This window comes from Vibrio sp. 1727, from assembly GCF_033344415.1.
GTDB classification, from domain to species: Bacteria; Pseudomonadota; Gammaproteobacteria; order Enterobacterales; family Vibrionaceae; genus Vibrio; species Vibrio alginolyticus.
In genome coordinates this window covers 59,493-78,706 of the sequence record NZ_JAWPOT010000019.1, presented here as the reverse complement: position 1 = coordinate 78,706, position 19,214 = coordinate 59,493, and the positions used below count along the sequence as shown (strand labels likewise).

Sequence of the window (19,214 nt, the reverse complement as noted above, 5' to 3'; positions counted from 1 at the left end):
TTTTACACGCTCACCTTATCATTATTACGCATATGTAAAAATCATTTTCAAAATGGACGGATTATCATTTTTACTGAAACACCTAAAATGAGCACCAACAAAACGACGAAGCGCGGTAAGCAAGCCTTAACTACGCTTATTACGTCACTCCATATACTGAAAATATAAAGGAAACATCCAATGTCGCTTGAAATCAAACCTGGTCAAACTCACATAAAATCAAAAGCAATGGTCGCTTGGGCTGCAGGTGAGCCGCTTAAAATGGAAGAAGTGGATGTACAACTTCCAAAAGCCGGCGAAGTGCTAGTACGCATCGTAGCAACTGGTGTTTGTCACACTGACGCATTCACACTATCAGGTGACGATCCAGAAGGTATCTTCCCTTCAATCCTTGGTCACGAAGGTGGCGGTATCGTTGAAATGGTTGGCGAAGGCGTAACAAGCGTTGAAGTTGGCGACCACGTTATCCCACTTTACACTGCTGAATGTGGTGAGTGTAAGTTCTGTAAATCTGGCAAAACGAACCTATGTCAGGCCGTTCGTGAAACGCAAGGTAAAGGCCTAATGCCAGATGGCACAAGCCGATTCTCTATCAACGGCGAAACTATCTTCCACTACATGGGTTGTTCTACTTTCTCTGAATACACGGTTCTTCCAGAAATCTCACTAGCGAAAGTAAACAAAGAAGCACCACTTGAAGAAGTTTGTCTTCTCGGTTGTGGCGTAACCACTGGTATGGGTGCGGTATTAAACACAGCTAAAGTTGAAAAAGGCGACACAGTGGCAATCTTTGGTCTCGGCGGTATCGGTCTTTCTGCAATCATCGGTGCTCGCATGGCTGGTGCCAGCCGCATCATCGGTGTAGACATCAACGAAAGCAAATTCGACCTAGCGAAACAACTTGGTGCAACTGATTGCATTAACCCACAAAAATTCGACAAGCCAATTCAAGAAGTGATTGTTGAAATGACAGACGGTGGTGTTGACTACTCATTCGAATGTATCGGTAACGTAAACGTGATGCGCCAAGCACTTGAGTGCTGTCACAAAGGTTGGGGTGAGTCAGTCATCATTGGTGTTGCTGGTGCAGGTCAAGAGATCTCAACTCGTCCATTCCAACTGGTAACTGGTCGTGTATGGCGTGGCAGCGCTTTCGGTGGCGTTAAAGGTCGCTCTGAGCTTCCAGAAATCGTAAACCGTTACATGGCTGGTGAATTCGGCTTACAGGAGTTCATTACCCACACAATGGGATTAGCAGACGTCAACAAAGCGTTTGATCTGATGCATGAAGGTAAGAGCATCCGAACAGTTATCCATATGGATCAATAATGCTGCCTCAGGCTCTCCTTTTGGGGAGCCTGAATTCCTTCTGCTAATTAGAGAGTTTATTCATGACCATTGAAAATGTAAGCCAAGCCAAAGTGTTTGGCGGTTGGCACAAGCAATATACACACGAATCCAATGCCCTAAACTGCACCATGCGCTTCGCGATATTCTTGCCACCTAACGCAACGAAATCAAATCCCGTACCCGCGCTATACTGGCTCTCTGGTTTAACGTGTACCGATGAGAACTTTATGCAGAAAGCGGGCGCATTTCGTATGGCGGCCGAGCTTGGCATTGCGATCATTGCACCAGACACAAGTCCGAGAGGCGAAGGTATCGCTGACGACGAAAGCTATGACCTAGGAAAAGGAGCTGGCTTTTACCTTAATGCGACGCAAGCACCTTGGTCACTGCATTACTGTATGTACGACTATGTGACTGAGGAGTTGCCTGCGATCATCGAAAGTAACTTCCCAGTCTCTGACGTGAAGTCAATTTCCGGTCACAGTATGGGCGGCCACGGAGCGCTCACCATTGGTCTGAAAAATTCAGAACAGTACCGTTCTATTTCAGCGTTCAGTCCAATCAGTAACCCAATGCAATGCCCTTGGGGACAAAAAGCCTTTACTGCTTACTTAGGCAAGGAGCTTGAAAGCTGGAAGCAATACGATGCAAGTGAACTTCTAAAACAACAACAATCACCATTACCAATTTTGGTTGATCAAGGTGATGCTGATGGCTTCTTAAATGAGCAGCTTAGACCGGAAGCGCTGATTGCTGCGGCAAAAATACACGATTCAAACCTAACCTTGAGAATGCAACCAGGCTACGACCATAGCTATTACTTCATCTCAAGCTTTATTGAAGAGCACCTCAACTTCCATGCAAAATATTTGTTTGCATAGTTAATTTAAGTAAGCTCATGAAATAAAAAATAAAGTCACCAAAACTAGGTGACTTTATTTTCTTTACGTACTAACAAATACATATCTGAATATCGATGATTTAAATATGTAAAATAATGTAACTTAAGAACAAATTCGACATCCATTTCTCTCCTTATTAAATTCTCATTTCCGACACAGTATCTTTATTAAAAATGACACAAAGTTGCACTAAAAACCAATTAAATACCGCGAAATCATTACGAAACTCTACCATCATCCCAATACTCTGAGCTTTTAATTAAGAAGCAACTTAATAACCTTGACGTGACGTAAACCGACAGTTATTTTTGAAACATAACGTATTATAAAATCTCATCCGGTTGGCTCTATAATTATAAATAAATTACCGCTAGCACCTTTGTCCTAGCTAAGAAAAAAGAATAAAACTCAAAAGGGCATATGATGAAAAAGATAGTCGCGCTAGGTCTGTTTTTTGTTGCGCCATTCTTGTCTGCAAATACGATCGTATTTAGTAGTAGCCAGCAGCCTAGTGTCATACTGGAACTGGAAGAGATCCAAGCTTTACCTACCACTAGCTACACGATGACATTGCCTTGGCTTCCTGCTTCGTCAGAGTTTTTAGGCGTTAAACTCAGCACGCTTCTTACACACGTCTACGGAAAGGTACCAGAGCAGGTTGATATCAGCAGCTTAAACGACTATCACTCGACATTGTCCCGACAAGATATTCTTCGATATCAACCAATACTGGCTTATCAACAAGATCAGAATTACATAAAAGTCAGGAATAAAGGCCCTTTCTGGGTGATATATCCACTCAATCTCTATCCAGAGCTAAACTACAATAAATATCATGCGCAAATGGTATGGCAAGTAAATGAAATAAAAGAAAAATAATAAGAATGAAGTTATCAGAACCCTATTCTAAGAAACAAAGAATATTGCAATATTCTACCACCAGCAAAATGCTGCTGGTGGTGTTTGCCGTTTCTTTGCTCCTCGCGAATGTCGTGCTTTTACAGCAAACACGTTCACTCTCACAAAATTTTAATAACGAACAAAAACAAGCGACTTGGTTTTTATTCCAACTCTCCAAAGAACTATCAGAACTTGTCGGCGAGGCCAGACGGTTAGATGAAAACGTATTGAATATTGATGGTGCAGAGCTTCAATACGAGTTAGCGTGGAGTCGCTTTGACTTATTGACCAGTAGCACGAAAGCCAATAAGTTCTTTTCTCGGAACAACATGCACCTTTACTTCATTAATCTTTTTGAAGAGTTCAAAGAGCTAGAAAAACAACTAGTAGAAGCTAGAACAGGTGACAGCCAAGCTGCTGCTGCATTTTATCGTTCAACTCAAACACTATATTTAGGCTTAATAGACTTCGTTAATCAAAACTTCCGTCTAAGCAGTAAAGCTTATGAAGCACAAAAAGGTCAAACCCAGCGCTTAATGCAAGCACAATATATGTTGTTTGCGACGTTCGTTTTGTCGATTATCTCTCTAACTTATTTCTTTTATCGTGAATCCCATTTTCATAGAAAATTGGCGCTAAGCGACCCTTTGACGAACCTAGGGAACCGCAATGCACTATTCATAACCCTAAACAAATTTACTCAAGAAAAAAGGCCCTTTTCTCTCTGGATTCTAGATTTAAATGGTTTTAAAGAAGTCAACGACACACACGGACACCAAGTTGGCGACACTGTACTGCGGGAAATCGCTAGGCGGCTTAATTCTATGGCACTCAATGATTTTACTGTTTATCGCATGGGAGGAGATGAGTTCGCGGTTATCCTTGAAGGTGAACATCTCAATGAAGAGAACGTACGTGAGCAGATAAATACCGTCTTTGATGCACAAATATTAAACTCCGATAAAGTCTCAACACTTTCAACAAGCATGGGCTTAGCGCAATACCCTAAAGACAGTGACAATGTTGACTTTCTTATCAGCATAGCGGATAAGCGCATGTACAAAATGAAATTTCAACGTTAAACGGTATATATGATGAGAAAGTTCATGCAAGTACTGCTTCTACTGGCAGTCATTGCGGCAGGTGTGTTGGCTTGGGTATTTATTCCATCGCACGAAACCATCGCGCAAAAAACGCTTGAGCAGGCACTCAACGACGACTACAGCCTCGTTGGACATCGAATCTACTCAACCGATCCGGATGCTGGCAACCGATTCGGCTACTTCGTATTGGCAACGGGCCAGAGCATTGAAGAGCAAGAGCCGTTTTTGGTCACTTCGGATCAGTTTATTCGCATGGAGCAAACGGGTGATAATACCTTGTCTGTGACCATCAATGGCCGTATTTACCATTATCATAACGACTTGTGGGTGCCAAAATCAGACGGGAAATTGCAACACTTTTTAGTCAGCGCAACCGCCAAGTACGTACGCTAAAACGGGAACCTTACTCCCCCCAAAAAAACAAAGCCCCGCAGTGTATGCGGGGCTTTTTACGTGAAGAAGAAAATAACATCGAAAAAATGAGCGTTACTTCGCTAATACTTTCTCTTTAATCACTTTGAGTACCCCAGCCTCTTGGTTGCTTGGCGCAGAATAACGAGCAATTTTCTTAATCTCTTCGTGCGCGTTGGCAACCGCGTACGAATGCTCACTGACTTGCAGCATTTCGAGGTCATTGAGGTAGTCACCAAACGTCATAGTTTCTGCCGGAGTAAAATTCATCGTCTCTTGAAGATGCTGAATGGCCGCACCTTTAGAGGCCTCGGCATTCATCACATCCAGCCAGATTTTTGCACTCACCACGACTTTATGCGTTGCGCCAAACTTCGTATTCATGGTCGGGAACAGGAGCTCTTCCGAACCGCCAAAGTGACAAATTGCCACCTTAATGAACTCGTCTTCGACCTCAAGCAAATCCGGCACATATTCACAGCGGTGGTAGTACTTTTGAAATTCTTCCAGCGATTGCTGATCATGCGTTTCAATGTACGCCGAGCGCTTGCCACACAATACGATGTTCGCCCCGTCAATCTCACGAGCCGCTTTCACAATCTCCAACACTTCCGCTTTAGGAATGGTACAACTGTAGAGCTCATTGTCTTGGTACATCACCAAGGTGCCGTTTTCAGCCACATACAACAGTCTGTCTTTGATTGGCGCGAACGTGTCTCGCAGGCTGTAATACTGACGACCAGACGCAGCGGAGAACAAAATGCCTTGCTCTTCCAGTTGCAAAAACAGATCGAAAAACTCTGGATCCAAACGACCGTACTGGTCAAGCAATGTGCCATCCATATCGGAAGCAATAAATTTGATGCAAACTTGTGACATTAACGAAAACTCTAAATGATGCTGCGAAAATATATCCATGTAAGGTACAGGATCTTGTATGAATCTCAAGTCGGGATGACGACGCTTTTCGCATTCACCAAGGGTGCTGTTTAAAGTAATCTTCACTGTGATCGATGAAAGCTCTCACCGCAGGAGACAAGTGTTTACGTGATGAATACAGCGCGTAAATGTTGAGATCATTTGGCTTCCAATCCGGCAACACCGACTCAAGCTGACCCGATTTGAGATAGATATTGCTCAAGTAAGTTGGCAACATCGAAATACCCATGCCTTGTAAAGCGCCATGCAATAACGCCGTGGCCTCATTGCTGGTTAGGCGACACTCAATTCCCACCGATTCGAACTGGTCGCCCTGAGACAAATGCCACACGTGACGCTCAAAGTTTTTGTATCCCAAACAGTCGTGTGAAGATAAATCTCGCGGATGCGCGATCGCGTGGTGAGTTTGTAAATATTGCGGTGATGCTACCAACACCGATTCGCACACCGCAATCGGCTTACCAATCAAAGAAGGATCGGGATCTGACGCAATTCGGATCGCCAGATCGATGCGTTGTTCGGTTAGATCACTCACTGAATCTTGCAGATCTATGTCGATATACACTTTGGGGTGCTTTTGCATAAAACTGTTTACTACGGGGATCAACTGTGAGAATCCAAATGAAGTACTAGACGCAAGACGGATTTTTCCGGACAGCTCACCATCAACGGCAATGTTCGACGTTAATGTATCGGCCTGTTTTAACCAGCGCTCAATCTGAGGCAAGCTGCGCTCCCCTGCGGTGGTGAGGGACACCTTGCGCGTGGTGCGGTGTAACAAACGAGTTTGCAGCCAGTTCTCCATCGCCTCTACATAACGAGTCACCATTGGCCGAGACATGTCTAACCGCTCTGCGGTCGCGGTAAAACTGCCAGAATACACCACATCCACAAACACTTTTGCTGCCGTTACTCTATCCATACATTTGATCGAAATAAGAAATAGTGATGCACATTATTGTGTATTTTTCCGAGCGTATCAATTTCCTAATATAGCTCCCGTTCCCAAGCCATGGTCGCTTGGCCCCAAATTCTTTAGGAGCTTATTATGAAAAAATTAACTTTGATTGCTGCATCCATTTTAATGGCAAGCCCTGTCCTAGCCTCTCCCCTTACTCTTGAGGTTTACAACGCCGACGGTAACAGCTTCCACGTAAACTCAACCTTGGTATACGGTGAGACTGACGCCATGGTTATCGACACTGGCTTCACCAAAGCTGACGCGATGCGCATTGCCGCTAAAGTGCTGGACTCAGGCAAAACGCTTAAAACCATTTTTATCAGCCAAGCGGACCCAGACTACTACTTTGGCGCAGAGGCCTTACACCAACAGTTCCCTGATGCGCAGATCATCACAACGCCTGCGGTTCAAAAAATTATTAAAGAGAAATTGGCTGGAAAGCTGGCGTACTGGGGACCAAAGCTTGGCGCAAACGCACCGGTAAAACCAGTGATCCCTGTCGCGTACGATAAAGCATCATTGGAGCTAGAAGGTCATAAGATTGAAATTCGTGGTAACCATGGCACATCAGCACACCGCCCTTACCTATGGATTCCAGATAACAAAGCGATTCTAGGTAACGTAGCCGTGTACTCAAACGTACATTTGTGGATGGCAGATGCCGCTGACCAGACCGCCATCAATGCTTGGGAGCAGCAACTTAGCGAGATGCTTGCGCTTAAACCTCAAGTGGTCATTCCTGGTCACATGAAAGCAGGCACAAAGCTGAACGCAGACACCATTCGCTACTCGCAACAATACTTGCAGGATTTTCAGCAAGCGAAAAAACACAGCAATAACAGCGTTCAACTCATTGACACCATGTCTGCGAAATACCCAGAAGCTCAATTGCCAATCGCGCTAGAAATCGGTGCGAAAGTGCATACTGGTGAAATGTCATGGTAACCGTGCATTACTTCTTCGATCCCATGTGTGGTTGGTGCTACGGGGCATCACCACTCATCGAAGCCTTGATGGACACCTCTCAATTTAAGGTAGAGCTTCATCCCGGCGGTATGATTGAGAAACGCGCGATTGAACCTGAATTTCGTCAGCACATCATCAACAGTGACGCTCGTATTGCAACCGAAACCGGAGCGACGTTTGGTGAAGCATATCTGCAACGCGTGAAAAGCGAAGATGCGTTTGTTCTTGATTCTTATCTACCAACACAAGCGATCTTGAGTGCGGAAAAAATGGGGCTGAATCCATGGCACATGCTAAAGGCCATCCAATCTGCGCATTATCAGGTCGGGTTAAAAGTGAATGAAGCATCGACGCTCAAAGCCATTGCAGAATCGCTAGGTTTAGCAAGTGATGCGTGGGAGCAAAACATGGCGTTAAGCGAAGCCGAACTAGATGAGAGAATTCGCTCTAGCCGACAATTGATGCGACAGTTACACGTTGGTGGTTATCCAACCCTGATTGCAGAAGTAAATGGCGAGTACTTGACCTTGCCGCACTCGGCCTACTACGACAAACCGGCACAGTGGAAGCTTGCATTACAAAAACTGCGATAAGCTCTTCCCCACTCGCTCTTGTTCTTAATCCAAGAGCGAGTGCCAACACCGACATGGCAATCCTGACTCAAACAGGTACAATCCTCGCTCGATTTTTTACTCTCGCGGATACCCACCATGCACTCGCCTGAACATTGTTTTACTCGTTTTACTGCTGATATTTCTGGCTATGAATTGCCAACGCAGTTTACGTTTCCGTTCTACTACACGCCGCATCCTCTTTGCGTTATGGCCGCAAAGCAATTGCAACAGCACTTATTAGCGCAAACCGACTTCGAACACGATTTTGGTTTGGTTAATGAAGAAACGGGGCGAGGCAAAATGTTTGGCGTATTACTAGTAGAAAGCCCTCAAGGCGATCTCGGCTTTTTAAGTGCGTTTTCTGGCAAAATTGCTGACCAAAACTTGATTCCAGGATTTGTCCCTCCTGTGTACGACATGCTGACCGATGAAGGCTTCTTCCGCGCAGAAACGGATGCCATCAACGCCGCCAATGCGGAGTACAAAACCTGTGCCGCGAATCCGGAATTAGCGGATCTTAAAGCGCAAATCCAAGCCGACCGAGCCGCTTATCAGCAAGAGGAGCAAACACAGCGCCAAGTGATGATTGATGGCCGAGCAGCACGCAAGCGACAGCGCCAACAGGGCGAGCAAACGCTCAATGCCGATGACCTCAAAATCTTGTTGGATGAGTTGGGTAAACAAAGTGTCGCCGAGAAAAACGTTCTCAAATACTTAAAGCAAGCGTGGGATGAAAAGCTTGCAATCAAAGAAGCGCGATTGGCCGAGTTAGAGCAGCAACTTGCTCATCTGAAAGAGCAGCGCAAGACACTCTCCAACGCTTTGCAGCACAAACTGCATAAACAATACCGCTTTCTAAACAACCATGGCGAAGCACGCGACTTGGTGGACATTTTTGCGGACACCACAAACCCAGTCCCACCAGCAGGTGCGGGGGAATGTGCTGCGCCAAAACTGCTTCAATACGCGTTTAAACACGAATTCAAACCGCTGGCGCTGGCAGAATTTTGGTGGGGTGTGTCGCCAAAGTCTGAAGTTCGCCAACACAAAAAATTCTACCCATCGTGCAACAGCAAATGTCAGCCGATTTTAGGCCATATGATGCAAGGGCTGGACGTCGAACCCAACCCATTAGCGGAGAATTGGGCAGAAGACAAAGAGCTGGAGATAATCTACCAAGACGACGCTATGGTCGTCGTCAACAAGCCCTCGGGCTTACTTTCAGTGCCTGGTAAAACTATCAAGGACTCTGCTTATACGCGCCTACAAGCGATGTACCCTGATGTGGAAGGGCCGTTTGTGATTCATCGCCTCGACATGGCGACCTCTGGCATTTTGGTGTTTGCCTTAACCAAGCGCGCGAACAAAAGTCTGCAAAAACAGTTTATGGCTCGCGGCGTAAAAAAACGTTATATGGCAATGCTCGAAGGCGTATTAAACGAGCCTGAAGGGGAAATCTCACTGCCAATGCGTGGTGACCCTGACGACCGCCCACGTCAACTGGTGTGTTTTGAACACGGGAAACATGCAGAAACCTACTGGCAACTGATTGAAGTCAAAGATGGGCGCAGCAAGGTATACATGTATCCGAAAACCGGGCGTACTCACCAACTACGTGTACACAGTGCTCATCACATGGGGTTAAACATGCCGATGGTTGGTGATGGTTTATACGGCGAAAAAGCCAACCGCTTACACCTGCATGCTGAGATGCTAGAGCTGGATCATCCATACAGCAAAGAGCGCATGGTGTTCAAAGCTGAGTGCGAATTCTAACGTCTTCCCGATTTTAAATAACAAAAAGGCACTGACTAACAGTGCCTTTTTTGGTTTCTAACAACAGAATAGGCGTGATGCGCAATACCGAAAACCGTTAGCTCACCTTAAACTTGGTCCACACCTGAGAGCGCCAACGTCTTGCCATGATGATACCACGTACCCATTCATCGAGTGCGATTGCCATCCAAGCCCCTAAAACGCCATAACCCAAGTGGATGCCAAAGATGTAAGAGAAAAGCACGCCTAGTCCCCACATACTCAAAATCCCCATTTGCACTGGGAACTTGATGTCACCCGCGCCTTTGAGCCCCGCGATAAAAATCAGGTTAAACACACGTCCGGCCTCGAGCAAAATTGAGCCCATGACTAACGAACCTGCCAATGCGAGTATCTCTGGTTGATCGGTAAATACGCGCAGAATCTCTTCTCTAAACAGGTAAATCAGTGTGGTTGCCGCCGTTGATGCCACAAATCCCACTAAGAAGTAGATTTGTACGCGTTTTAAAATGCTGCTCACCCAACCTTTACCGATGTAGTAACCAGTCTGAATTTGCGCTGCCTGACCAATTGCCAACGCGAAAGCAAACGAGAAACGGGCAATGTTTTGTGCATAAGTGAAAGCCGCCAACGATGCCGTCCCCATTTGCACCACAAAATACACAATGCAGATTTGCGCCACGTTGTAAGACAGCACTTCACCCGCGTTCATGCCGCCGATTTTTAAGATCTTTTTGTAAATCTCTGCGGGCACTTGTTTTATGGTCGACATCGGTAGTTCAATGCTGCTGCGAGCGAGAATAAACCATAACATTAACGTACCGATGACTTGGCTGACGACGGTTGCTATTGCTACACCTTGCACACCATACACAGGTAAACCGAATGGCTGGTAAAGCGCAATATAGTTACCAATGATGTTGAACACACCCGAGATCAAATTCACCACCATTGGGGAACGTGAATAACCATGACTACGCAGAATAGTTGTAAAAACAACGCCAATCGTAACGTTAAACGTCATCGCACCGCTTATCAGCAGATATTCATGAGCGTACTGCTCAACTTGCGCTTCCAAGCCGTAATACGGGAGTAGGTATATCGCACCAAGTACGGCAATCACACTCAATAGCACACCGACGAGCACAGACAGCGCAATACTCGCAACACCAACGCTCACTGACTCTTGCTCGCGTCCAGCGCCATTGTATTGGGCAATCAAAATCCCCGTACCGCTACTGACAAACGTCGAAACGATGATTAAAAAGAAGGTAATCTGCGTGATCACACCAACAGCGGATACGGCTTTGTCTGAGTAGCCACTCAGCATGAACACGTCACTGGTTCCTAAAGCCGTCCGTAGCAAAATTTCGACAAGAATTGGCCAAGCTAATGCCACGATGGACATTCGTTGGTTGATGTTTTGGCTTTTAGGCATGCTTGTAACCTTTCCTACAACTAAAAACTGCCTCACAATATTTGTGAAGCAGTTTAAAAATAGTGACTCGAACGAAGCTCGATATGAGGTTGTGATTTAGCGCGGATTCTAGTCGCATATTGGTCATAACGACAACAATATTTCGCCCTGTTTCGGAAAAATATTTCTAATGCATTTTCGAAACGACATATGCCTTGACGATACGTAGAGCAGAGATTGGTGAACAATACTCTCAATCAACGAGCACCGAACAGAATCAGGATAATCAATAGAAATGCGTCTAACTAGATACATTACTTTGAATTATCAGTCCAACCATATAGAGCCATGAAGAACCGTCATGAAAACCTGCATGCGCCACCATTCCTCTTTGAACACTCGCACCAAATCACACTGATGGCTTTGCACTAAAAATGACTGATATCACATTTGGAAACTTTGTTGTTCTATTTATCGCGAAAATACCGCCTAGAATAAGCGTACACGTTAATTAAGCAAGGATACGTAATGTCGACATTGGCTGGGGCGCGCTTAGAAGAAATGGCGGACATCCGCTCAACAAGAAAAAAGAAAATTGTCTTTTTATGCTCCAGTATCGCCGCTGCCTGTTTAACTTATGGTTCCATTGCTCAATCACTTGAGAATAACTGGGGTTTAAGCTTTTTCCATGCTTTATGTGCCCTGGCATGCTTAGCAATCAGTTATGTAATAAAAGTCCAGCGGCACCATCAATACGCCGACTTATGGCTAAGTGCTGTCTTAATGTTCGAAGGGTTATTGTTACTTCTGTATAACGACGCTCCGTCAGGCAAAATGTTATGGCTATATCCTATTGTCGCCACTCTGGTATTAATTAATGAGTTTAAGGTCGGTCTGCTGTTCAGTGGCACCTACATTTTACTGATCTTTTTTGGGGTCGCTTTTTTAGATCGACTGCCAACAGCCACAGAAATCATAGAGCGGAGATTGATGCTGACCCTGATAGCGACCGCGTTTGTGTGTCACACGTTCTCGTATTACTACACGAAAGTCCTCAATTACATTCAAACACTGTATCGTGAGGGGATTGAGGAGTTAGCATATTTTGACCAGCTCACTGGGCTTGCCAATCGCTGGAGCTTTGAGACTTGGGCGCGCGCAAAGCTCGATGAAATCAAGCACTCATCTGATGACAGCATCACCGCATTGGTCTTTCTCGATATCGATAACTTCAAGCACATCAACGACACCTACGGGCACGATATTGGTGACCAAGTACTTCAAGCCTTCGCCACTCGATTAAAAAATAACATTCGCAACAAAGACAGAAAAACAGATAAACACGACTACTCCATCGCTCGATTTGCGGGCGACGAGTTTGTAATCATGCTTTACGATGTAAAAAGTAAAGATGACCTCGACAGCATCCTAAAACGGATCGTGAATCTGTTTCCGACAGGTTACCGAAGCTACGATATGATTAACGAGTTAACAATGAGTGTAGGTGCTGCTATCTATAAGCAAGATGCAAAGGATTTGTCTGAATTGACTCGATGTGCAGATAAAGCAATGTACGCAGCTAAACATACTGGTAAAAACCAGTACGCCTTTTATGAGCACTGCAATACGGAAGAACAGTCAACATCTGATGCACCAGCGGTACCAGAAGCTTGCTAATGACTAAGCGAACACATGCATCACCCAAAGCCCCACAACGAGGAATACGATTAACCACACTACTTGCAACGTTCTGTTCGGCTTGTCTTGCTGACGAGTGGGGTGATCTTTAAACGCACGGCCCTTCATTTTGCCCATTAAGCTCTTTCCTAGAGCACGTCGATAAAATTCACGTCTCTTATGAGCGGCATTGGCAACTTCGGTAAAGCGCTGTCTTTGCTCATTGGTGAGATCTTTGTCCTCGTAACGAGGAGGGAGATCAGAATGCTTGCGTTGTACTGCCATCACTTCCTCCCTGGTCGATGGGTACATTTTTATTAAGTATATACCCAAATAACCAAAAAGATGCGTTATAAGTGAAGCACATAGACGAAAAAACCACCCGAAGGTGGTTTTATGACGAGCAACAAATGAACGCTAGAAGTACTCACATAAATACGCAGTCGCTTCTTTCACTTGAAGCTCAAATGAAGAATTACCTTCCACTTCAAAAAACTCACCACTTTGATAAGTCGTCCAATCGCTCTCGCCAACACGCTTGACCACAAGCGCACCTTTTACAACCGTCATACGCTCTGGTGCTTGAGTACCAAAAGTGTACTCACCAGGAAGCATCACACCAACGCTAACATCCTGATCTTTCTGGTTAAAGCCCAGTGATTTTACACTACCAGCAAAATAGCTATTTTCCTTAATATTCATTATTGGTTTCCTTATCAAAAGTCCGCTCTTTTTTACCTTGTTTCTTTCCGTTACTCAAGCTTTGAAAGCCATTAAACTCAACGTAATAACGCACATCCTTTGCTACTGAGCGAGAACCTCTTTTCACGAGGATTAATCAGGCGACCTAAACCGAGCAAGAAAAACTGCGAAGTAATGAATGTGAGCAAACAACAAAACCATCAATAAGATGTGTATCTGAATGTAAAAGTGGACATTAGATCATAGTTTCGTCGTCTCAATGGCGGGATTGTTTGTTTTTAAAAAGGAAGGTTTCCACCATGTTAAAAAAGTGGAGAAAATTAGATCTATGACGGACTCGACTCGCCGAAGGCGAAAAGCACGACAAGAACCAAAACTTTCATTTTTGGCTCGCCACCAATCCAAAATCCTCAAGAGTACATTTGTCTGCTTCGGGATGGGTCTGTTGACGTTTTTTGGCTATCAAATCCACCTCTCCTATCAAGACCACATTGATCCGGAAAAGGTGTACGGCGAATGGATTGAGATTGGCGCGCCACCCTACCAAACAGAACGTCTCGTTTTCACTGAAGATGGGGTATACCGAAACCATCGACTTATTACGACGGAATTTGAATTCGATGGCAAGGTCATCACGTTGAATACCGGATTAGGAAAGACAGCGTATCAGATCTCAGGCTCTCATCTTTCACCTCAAATACGCCGTATTGAGCCTCTTATTCCAGATCAGCGATTCATTCGTAAAGGATTTGAGCATACCGTTCAGGGCTCAGAAACCGGCGCAGCCTCTAAACGTCGCGCCGCGTTGAGTGAACACTTCAGCCGTGACTAGTATGTCTTCACGGCTATTTTTCCTTTCAATTCTCTTTCTATATCAATGAAACAAAACCTTAATAAACAACAAAATAAGGCCTTCATCGCATTTAACCAACTCGTTACTGAGTAAACAATAATTTTAGTTTCTGCTGAGATTTTATAAATTATTGACTCAGTCTGACACTTTCTGTGTAACAGAGTGCGAGTTTTAGTTAAGTTCTCTCAAGTGCCTCGAAAACCGTCTTAATTTTTTTTGACGAAAAAAAACTCTCTGAAATGCTGAGTGTGATGCTTTTGCACGTGGAGTAAATCCAATCATCTTATCTGGTGCAAGAGCAGCCTATGTTCTAGGTAGAACATGAATCCAAGGATTGAGAGAGAAGTTATGATTCGATTTAACCTATGTGCAGCTGGAGTTGCTTTAGCGCTATCAGGTGCTGCAGTTGCGGCTCCAACCGCACCAAGTATCGATATGTACGGTTCCAACAACCTTCAGTTTTCTAAAATTGAACTCGCGATGGAAACCACGTCAGGCTACTACGACATGGTGAAATACCATGAGCAAGCGAAGATCACTGTTAAGTTTAACCAGTGGAGTGGCACACCTGGTGACACTTACAACGTCTATTTTGATGGTGTAAAAGTAGCAAGCGGCCCTATCACTGGTAGCCAAACAACAGCTTCGTTTGAATACGGCCAAGGTGGCTTATACCAAATGGAAATCGAAGCATGTGATGCGACAGGTTGTGCGAAAAGCGCACCAGCTGAAATCACAATTGCAGATACCGATGGTTCTCACCTGAAGCCACTAACGATGAATGTTGATCCAAACAACAAAACCTACAATACCGATCCAAGCGTCGTGATGGGTACGTATTTTGTTGAATGGGGCATCTATGGCCGTGACTACACCGTCGATAATATGCCGGTCGACAACTTGACTCACATCCTTTACGGTTTTATCCCAATTTGTGGCCCAAATGAGTCTGTGAAGTCTGTTGGCGGCAACAGTTTCAACGCGCTACAAACTGCTTGTACAGGTGTGCCTGATTATGAAGTCGTTATCCATGACCCTTGGGCTGCTTATCAGAAGAGCTTCCCACAAGCTGGTCATGAATACAGCACGCCTATCAAGGGTAACTACGCAATGCTAATGGCATTGAAACAACGTAACCCTGATCTAAAAATCATCCCATCGATCGGTGGTTGGACACTGTCTGACCCATTCTTCGATTTCGTGGACAAGAAAAACCGAGACACATTCGTCGCATCAGTTAAGAAGTTCCTGAAAACTTGGAAATTCTACGATGGTGTTGATATCGACTGGGAATTCCCTGGCGGCGGCGGTGCAGCAGCCGATAAGGGCGACCCTGTAAACGATGGCCCAGCATACATCGCACTGATGCGTGAACTGCGCGTAATGCTTGATGAATTAGAAGCTGAGACAGGCCGTACTTACGAGCTAACGTCCGCTATCGGTGTCGGTTACGACAAGATTGAAGACGTAGACTACGCAGATGCGGTTCAGTACATGGATTACATCTTCGCAATGACTTACGACTTCTACGGCGGCTGGAACAACGTTCCTGGTCACCAGACTGCGCTTTACTGTGGTTCATTCATGCGTCCTGGTCAGTGTGACGGTAGTGGCGTTGATGAGAACGGCGAACCGTACAAAGGTCCTGCTTACACAGCAGATAACGGCATCCAACTTCTTCTTGCTCAAGGCGTTCCTGCGAACAAGCTAGTACTTGGTACAGCAATGTACGGTCGTGGCTGGGAAGGCGTAACTCCAGATACGCTAACCGATCCAAACGACCCAATGACAGGTACTGCTACAGGTAAACTGAAGGGCAGCACAGCGCAAGGTGTTTGGGAAGATGGCGTAATTGACTACAAAGGCATTAAGTCATTCATGCTAGGTGCAAACAACACTGGTATTAACGGCTTCGAGTACGGCTACGATGCACAAGCAGAAGCACCATGGGTATGGAACCGTACTACGGGCGAGTTGATCACATTTGATGACCACCGTTCAGTGCTAGCAAAAGGTAGCTACGCGAAGTCTCTTGGTCTTGCTGGTCTATTCTCTTGGGAAATTGACGCGGATAACGGTGACATTCTAAACGCGATGCACGAAGGTATGGCTGGTGGTGTGGTTCCTCAACCAAACCGTAAACCAACCGCAGCCGCTGGCGCAGATCAATCGGTAACAGGTCCTGCAAATGTGGTTCTAGATGGCAGCCTGTCAAAAGACTCTGACGGCACCATCGCAAGCTACGCTTGGGAACAAGTATCTGGCACAGCAGTGGTACTAACAGGTGCAAACACAGCGAAAGCAAGCTTTGATGCAGCAGAAGTTACTGTTGAAGAGCAATTAACTTTCAAGCTGACGGTGACTGATAACGAGGGTGCAACGGCATCTGACCTCGTTGTAGTAACAGTGAAACCAGCAGGTGTTGTTGACCCAGTGAACAGCGCACCAGTAGCACAAGTTGTTGCTCCAGCAACAGCAAACGCTGGTGACGTTGTGGTTGTAGATGCATCTGCGTCTAGCGATGCTGACAACGATACCCTGACATTCAACTGGACTCTACCTCAAGGTCTGAATGCAACGGTTGAAGGCTCTAAAGTCACGTTCACTGCTGCGGAATACCCGCAAGACACAAGCTTAAGCTTCACTGTAAGTGTGAGCGACGGTAAAGCGTCTTCATCGGCAAACGCGACAGTGGTTGTTGCACAGCACACAACCGATCCGAACCCTGGTACTTGTGACAACGCATGGGATGCGAGCGCAGTGTACACAGGTGGTAACCAAGTGACTCACGCAGGTAAAACGTGGGAAGCGAAATGGTGGACTCAGGGTGACGATCCTAGCCAATCTGGCGAATGGGGCGTTTGGAAAGAAGTTGGCGTAGCTAACTGTAACTAATTTCAGCCTTGCAGACGTTCTGCTAAATAAACAAAGGACAGCTTCGGCTGTCCTTTTTGGATTTAACCTCTTAACGAGGAGAGCAACACCAGAGACGAAAAAATCTGAGGTGTTACTTTCAAATCGACTTAGCCCAAAACGGAGCGAGTCAATCAGTAAAAGTAAGGGTTACCAAGCACTATCGAGCAAACGGTCAAAACTACTGAAGACTTGCTCACACTTCATCACTCGACCATGCCCCTGACCTTGTGTTGTCACTAACTCAACGTTTTTAATCTCTTCAGCCGCTTTTGCCGAGACACTGTATTTGGTGAACTTATCTTGCTCATCATGAATAATAATGGTGTGAGACGGACGCTCAGACAAACGCTTCATCGGATCAATGGACTGTAACGGATAGCCAAATTGGTCTTCAACTTCTGAAACCACAGCATTAAAAAGCTTCATCGAGTAACCGGAACGCGCAATGCTACCGAATAAGTTCTCTACGTAATTTAATACCGGAGCAATAAGCAGCAAAGGCTTGTTTTCTAATTTGCTGTGTCGGCACTCAAGAGCAGAAGCGGTGCCCATGCTGTGCCCAACTAGGCCAACAACATCCTCGACCGTATCCAACACATCTTCTAATCCTCTGACAAACCCCGGAATGTGCCCATACTGCCCCTCACTCTCACCATGTGCCGGATGATCGTACGCCAAAGCAGTAAACCCTTTCGACGCAATATGTTCCATCAGTGGATAAAACTGACTTGCCGTGCCAGACCAACCATGAGTTAGCACCCAAATAGGTCCAGAGCCCAAAGTATAGGTTTTGATGATGCCTGCATGCCCTTTAATTTCACCTTTGATAAGCCCTTGAGGTTCAATATTTTTAGGTTGCGTACGAGCAGGTGTCAGAAGAAGCTTGCGCGCGGTCTTCTTTGCATGTGACGGGGCCAGTGTATGGTGTAACCGAGTACTAATGTTCACCAAACTGCGCTTAATACTGAAACGTTGCGATGTATTAAAGTAAATTTTTTCACTCATAATCATGTCCTTAACTATCAGCTTTGCACAAAATAGAACGGTCGTGCTTTTTACGCTGATAAGAAAGAGCGAACTCAGCCGCTCTTTGTGATTTTATGTCTACGAATCTGGGAAGCGAATAACCGATATTAGCCTTTCCAGCGAGAAAATAAGTTGTCGATCCCTTGCCAAAACAGACGCAAGCTTTCTTGCTCACCTTTAATTGAGTAAAAAACATGCGCACTCAAATAAAGACCGTACAAATCAAACGTTGCTTGGCGTGTATCTAAGTCTGCTGCAAATTCTTGCTTCTCTTTGCCTTTCGCTATTTGGATCTCCAAATAGCTCAGCCAAGTGTCTATGGATTTACGCAGTCCGGCCTGAAGCGGGCAATCTTTATCTGCCGTATCATTCCAAGCGTCAAGAAACATACAACTTCCTTGGAATGCGTGATTCCAAGTCATCCAAGAGTCGAGCAACCCTCGAATTTTACGCTCGATATTGCCATCCCCGAGTTCTCGAGCAGGCTCAATAACCCGATCAGCGAACACTTTATTGGCGTGATCAAGCACCGATAGCTGTAAATTCAACTTCGAATTAAAGTGGGCAAACAGACCACTTTTCGACATACCGCATTGCTTGGCTAACTCTCCAATCGTAAGACTTTCTAATCCGTCTTCGCTGGCGATCTCAAAAGCCCGCTGCAGAATAAACTCTTTTGTCACTTTTCCTTTTTGCATAGT

General features: G+C 45.4%; 18 protein-coding genes. 11 read left to right on the top strand and 7 right to left on the bottom strand.

Features of this window, described 5'->3' with window-relative positions:
* Window positions 1–180 precede the first annotated feature (180 nt).
* The 5 genes from R8O10_RS17830 (at window position 181) to R8O10_RS17810 (ending at window position 4,648) form a co-directional block, all read left to right on the top strand.
* On the top strand, window positions 181–1,329 hold the full coding sequence (locus tag R8O10_RS17830; RefSeq protein ID WP_017821027.1) for an S-(hydroxymethyl)glutathione dehydrogenase/class III alcohol dehydrogenase: 1,149 nt from the start codon (window positions 181–183) through the stop codon (window positions 1,327–1,329).
* Between the two features lie 62 nt (window positions 1,330–1,391).
* Window positions 1,392–2,231: an S-formylglutathione hydrolase gene (gene fghA, locus R8O10_RS17825; RefSeq protein WP_005374382.1), complete on the top strand. Its 840-nt coding sequence runs from the start codon at window positions 1,392–1,394 to the stop codon at window positions 2,229–2,231.
* Window positions 2,232–2,675: 444 nt separating this feature from the next.
* On the top strand, window positions 2,676–3,131 hold the full coding sequence (locus R8O10_RS17820) for a hypothetical protein (RefSeq protein WP_005374384.1): 456 nt from the start codon (window positions 2,676–2,678) through the stop codon (window positions 3,129–3,131).
* 5 nt (window positions 3,132–3,136) lie between these two features.
* Complete coding sequence (locus tag R8O10_RS17815) at window positions 3,137–4,234, top strand: GGDEF domain-containing protein (protein ID WP_005383270.1); 1,098 nt, start codon at window positions 3,137–3,139, stop codon at window positions 4,232–4,234.
* 24 nt (window positions 4,235–4,258) lie between these two features.
* Entirely contained in the window at window positions 4,259–4,648 is a 390-nt protein-coding gene (locus R8O10_RS17810) for a hypothetical protein (RefSeq protein ID WP_318191589.1), read from the top strand.
* A 93-nt stretch (window positions 4,649–4,741) separates the two neighbouring features.
* Here the strand turns inward: R8O10_RS17810 and R8O10_RS17805 are convergent, their stop codons facing one another.
* Together R8O10_RS17805 and R8O10_RS17800 are read right to left on the bottom strand one after the other, a co-directional pair.
* Window positions 4,742–5,545 (bottom strand): HAD family hydrolase, encoded by an 804-nt coding sequence (locus R8O10_RS17805; RefSeq protein ID WP_318191588.1) that lies wholly within the window; start codon window positions 5,543–5,545, stop codon window positions 4,742–4,744.
* Window positions 5,546–5,639: 94 nt separating this feature from the next.
* On the bottom strand, window positions 5,640–6,527 hold the full coding sequence (locus R8O10_RS17800) for a LysR family transcriptional regulator (protein WP_017633830.1): 888 nt from the start codon (window positions 6,525–6,527) through the stop codon (window positions 5,640–5,642).
* Window positions 6,528–6,653: 126 nt separating this feature from the next.
* Between R8O10_RS17800 and R8O10_RS17795 the strand changes: the two genes are divergently transcribed.
* The 3 genes from R8O10_RS17795 (at window position 6,654) to R8O10_RS17785 (ending at window position 9,922) form a co-directional block, all read left to right on the top strand.
* Window positions 6,654–7,511 (top strand): MBL fold metallo-hydrolase, encoded by an 858-nt coding sequence (locus tag R8O10_RS17795; RefSeq protein ID WP_169628496.1) that lies wholly within the window; start codon window positions 6,654–6,656, stop codon window positions 7,509–7,511.
* The gene (locus R8O10_RS17790; protein ID WP_318191587.1) at window positions 7,505–8,125 is read left to right on the top strand and encodes a DsbA family protein; all 621 of its coding nucleotides are present in this window, start codon (window positions 7,505–7,507) and stop codon (window positions 8,123–8,125) included. Before R8O10_RS17795 ends, R8O10_RS17790 begins: the two co-directional genes overlap by 7 nt.
* A gap of 117 nt (window positions 8,126–8,242) precedes the next feature.
* Window positions 8,243–9,922 carry an RluA family pseudouridine synthase gene (locus tag R8O10_RS17785; RefSeq protein WP_215810138.1) on the top strand — a complete coding sequence of 560 codons (1,680 nt, stop codon included), beginning with the start codon at window positions 8,243–8,245 and terminating at the stop codon, window positions 9,920–9,922.
* A 97-nt stretch (window positions 9,923–10,019) separates the two neighbouring features.
* Here the strand turns inward: R8O10_RS17785 and R8O10_RS17780 are convergent, their stop codons facing one another.
* Window positions 10,020–11,360 carry an MATE family efflux transporter gene (locus R8O10_RS17780; protein WP_318191586.1) on the bottom strand — a complete coding sequence of 447 codons (1,341 nt, stop codon included), beginning with the start codon at window positions 11,358–11,360 and terminating at the stop codon, window positions 10,020–10,022.
* 507 nt (window positions 11,361–11,867) lie between these two features.
* On the opposite strand from R8O10_RS17780, the gene R8O10_RS17775 reads away from it, so the two are divergent.
* Window positions 11,868–13,016, top strand: a complete 1,149-nt coding sequence (locus R8O10_RS17775) for a GGDEF domain-containing protein (RefSeq protein WP_025768745.1) — start codon at window positions 11,868–11,870, stop codon at window positions 13,014–13,016.
* Between the two features lie 3 nt (window positions 13,017–13,019).
* Here the strand turns inward: R8O10_RS17775 and R8O10_RS17770 are convergent, their stop codons facing one another.
* On the bottom strand, window positions 13,020–13,301 hold the full coding sequence (locus tag R8O10_RS17770; protein WP_005374405.1) for a hypothetical protein: 282 nt from the start codon (window positions 13,299–13,301) through the stop codon (window positions 13,020–13,022).
* A 132-nt stretch (window positions 13,302–13,433) separates the two neighbouring features.
* A complete protein-coding gene (locus tag R8O10_RS17765) occupies window positions 13,434–13,718 on the bottom strand; it encodes a pyrimidine/purine nucleoside phosphorylase (protein ID WP_005383244.1) in 285 nt (94 codons plus the stop codon).
* A gap of 328 nt (window positions 13,719–14,046) precedes the next feature.
* Between R8O10_RS17765 and R8O10_RS17760 the strand changes: the two genes are divergently transcribed.
* Together R8O10_RS17760 and R8O10_RS17755 are read left to right on the top strand one after the other, a co-directional pair.
* Window positions 14,047–14,550: a DUF2850 domain-containing protein gene (locus R8O10_RS17760; RefSeq protein ID WP_005374408.1), complete on the top strand. Its 504-nt coding sequence runs from the start codon at window positions 14,047–14,049 to the stop codon at window positions 14,548–14,550.
* 369 nt (window positions 14,551–14,919) lie between these two features.
* Window positions 14,920–17,466 (top strand): glycosyl hydrolase family 18 protein, encoded by a 2,547-nt coding sequence (locus R8O10_RS17755; RefSeq protein ID WP_054578566.1) that lies wholly within the window; start codon window positions 14,920–14,922, stop codon window positions 17,464–17,466.
* Window positions 17,467–17,634: 168 nt separating this feature from the next.
* On the opposite strand, the gene R8O10_RS17750 is transcribed toward R8O10_RS17755, so the two are convergent.
* Both R8O10_RS17750 and R8O10_RS17745 read right to left on the bottom strand, forming a co-directional pair.
* Window positions 17,635–18,492 (bottom strand): alpha/beta fold hydrolase, encoded by an 858-nt coding sequence (locus tag R8O10_RS17750; protein ID WP_065275584.1) that lies wholly within the window; start codon window positions 18,490–18,492, stop codon window positions 17,635–17,637.
* A 128-nt stretch (window positions 18,493–18,620) separates the two neighbouring features.
* A complete protein-coding gene (locus tag R8O10_RS17745; protein WP_005374416.1) occupies window positions 18,621–19,211 on the bottom strand; it encodes a TetR/AcrR family transcriptional regulator in 591 nt (196 codons plus the stop codon).
* Window positions 19,212–19,214 lie beyond the last annotated feature (3 nt).

Bases quoted from the DNA above. Each gene is read 5' to 3' on its own strand.
- R8O10_RS17790 (WP_318191587.1), top strand. From the start codon at position 7,505: ATGGTAACCGTGCATTACTTCTTCGATCCCATGTGTGGTTGGTGCTAC.
- R8O10_RS17805 (WP_318191588.1), bottom strand. From the start codon at position 5,545: ATGTCACAAGTTTGCATCAAATTTATTGCTTCCGATATGGATGGCACA.
- R8O10_RS17755 (WP_054578566.1), top strand. From the start codon at position 14,920: ATGATTCGATTTAACCTATGTGCAGCTGGAGTTGCTTTAGCGCTATCA.
- R8O10_RS17810 (WP_318191589.1), top strand. From the start codon at position 4,259: ATGCAAGTACTGCTTCTACTGGCAGTCATTGCGGCAGGTGTGTTGGCT.
- R8O10_RS17830 (WP_017821027.1), top strand. From the start codon at position 181: ATGTCGCTTGAAATCAAACCTGGTCAAACTCACATAAAATCAAAAGCA.
- R8O10_RS17820 (WP_005374384.1), top strand. From the start codon at position 2,676: ATGAAAAAGATAGTCGCGCTAGGTCTGTTTTTTGTTGCGCCATTCTTG.
- R8O10_RS17795 (WP_169628496.1), top strand. From the start codon at position 6,654: ATGAAAAAATTAACTTTGATTGCTGCATCCATTTTAATGGCAAGCCCT.
- R8O10_RS17765 (WP_005383244.1), bottom strand. From the start codon at position 13,718: ATGAATATTAAGGAAAATAGCTATTTTGCTGGTAGTGTAAAATCACTG.
- R8O10_RS17780 (WP_318191586.1), bottom strand. From the start codon at position 11,360: ATGCCTAAAAGCCAAAACATCAACCAACGAATGTCCATCGTGGCATTA.
- R8O10_RS17815 (WP_005383270.1), top strand. From the start codon at position 3,137: ATGAAGTTATCAGAACCCTATTCTAAGAAACAAAGAATATTGCAATAT.
- R8O10_RS17770 (WP_005374405.1), bottom strand. From the start codon at position 13,301: ATGGCAGTACAACGCAAGCATTCTGATCTCCCTCCTCGTTACGAGGAC.
- R8O10_RS17800 (WP_017633830.1), bottom strand. From the start codon at position 6,527: ATGGATAGAGTAACGGCAGCAAAAGTGTTTGTGGATGTGGTGTATTCT.
- R8O10_RS17775 (WP_025768745.1), top strand. From the start codon at position 11,868: ATGTCGACATTGGCTGGGGCGCGCTTAGAAGAAATGGCGGACATCCGC.
- R8O10_RS17745 (WP_005374416.1), bottom strand. From the start codon at position 19,211: ATGCAAAAAGGAAAAGTGACAAAAGAGTTTATTCTGCAGCGGGCTTTT.
- R8O10_RS17760 (WP_005374408.1), top strand. From the start codon at position 14,047: ATGACGGACTCGACTCGCCGAAGGCGAAAAGCACGACAAGAACCAAAA.
- R8O10_RS17785 (WP_215810138.1), top strand. From the start codon at position 8,243: ATGCACTCGCCTGAACATTGTTTTACTCGTTTTACTGCTGATATTTCT.
- fghA (WP_005374382.1), top strand. From the start codon at position 1,392: ATGACCATTGAAAATGTAAGCCAAGCCAAAGTGTTTGGCGGTTGGCAC.
- R8O10_RS17750 (WP_065275584.1), bottom strand. From the start codon at position 18,492: ATGAGTGAAAAAATTTACTTTAATACATCGCAACGTTTCAGTATTAAG.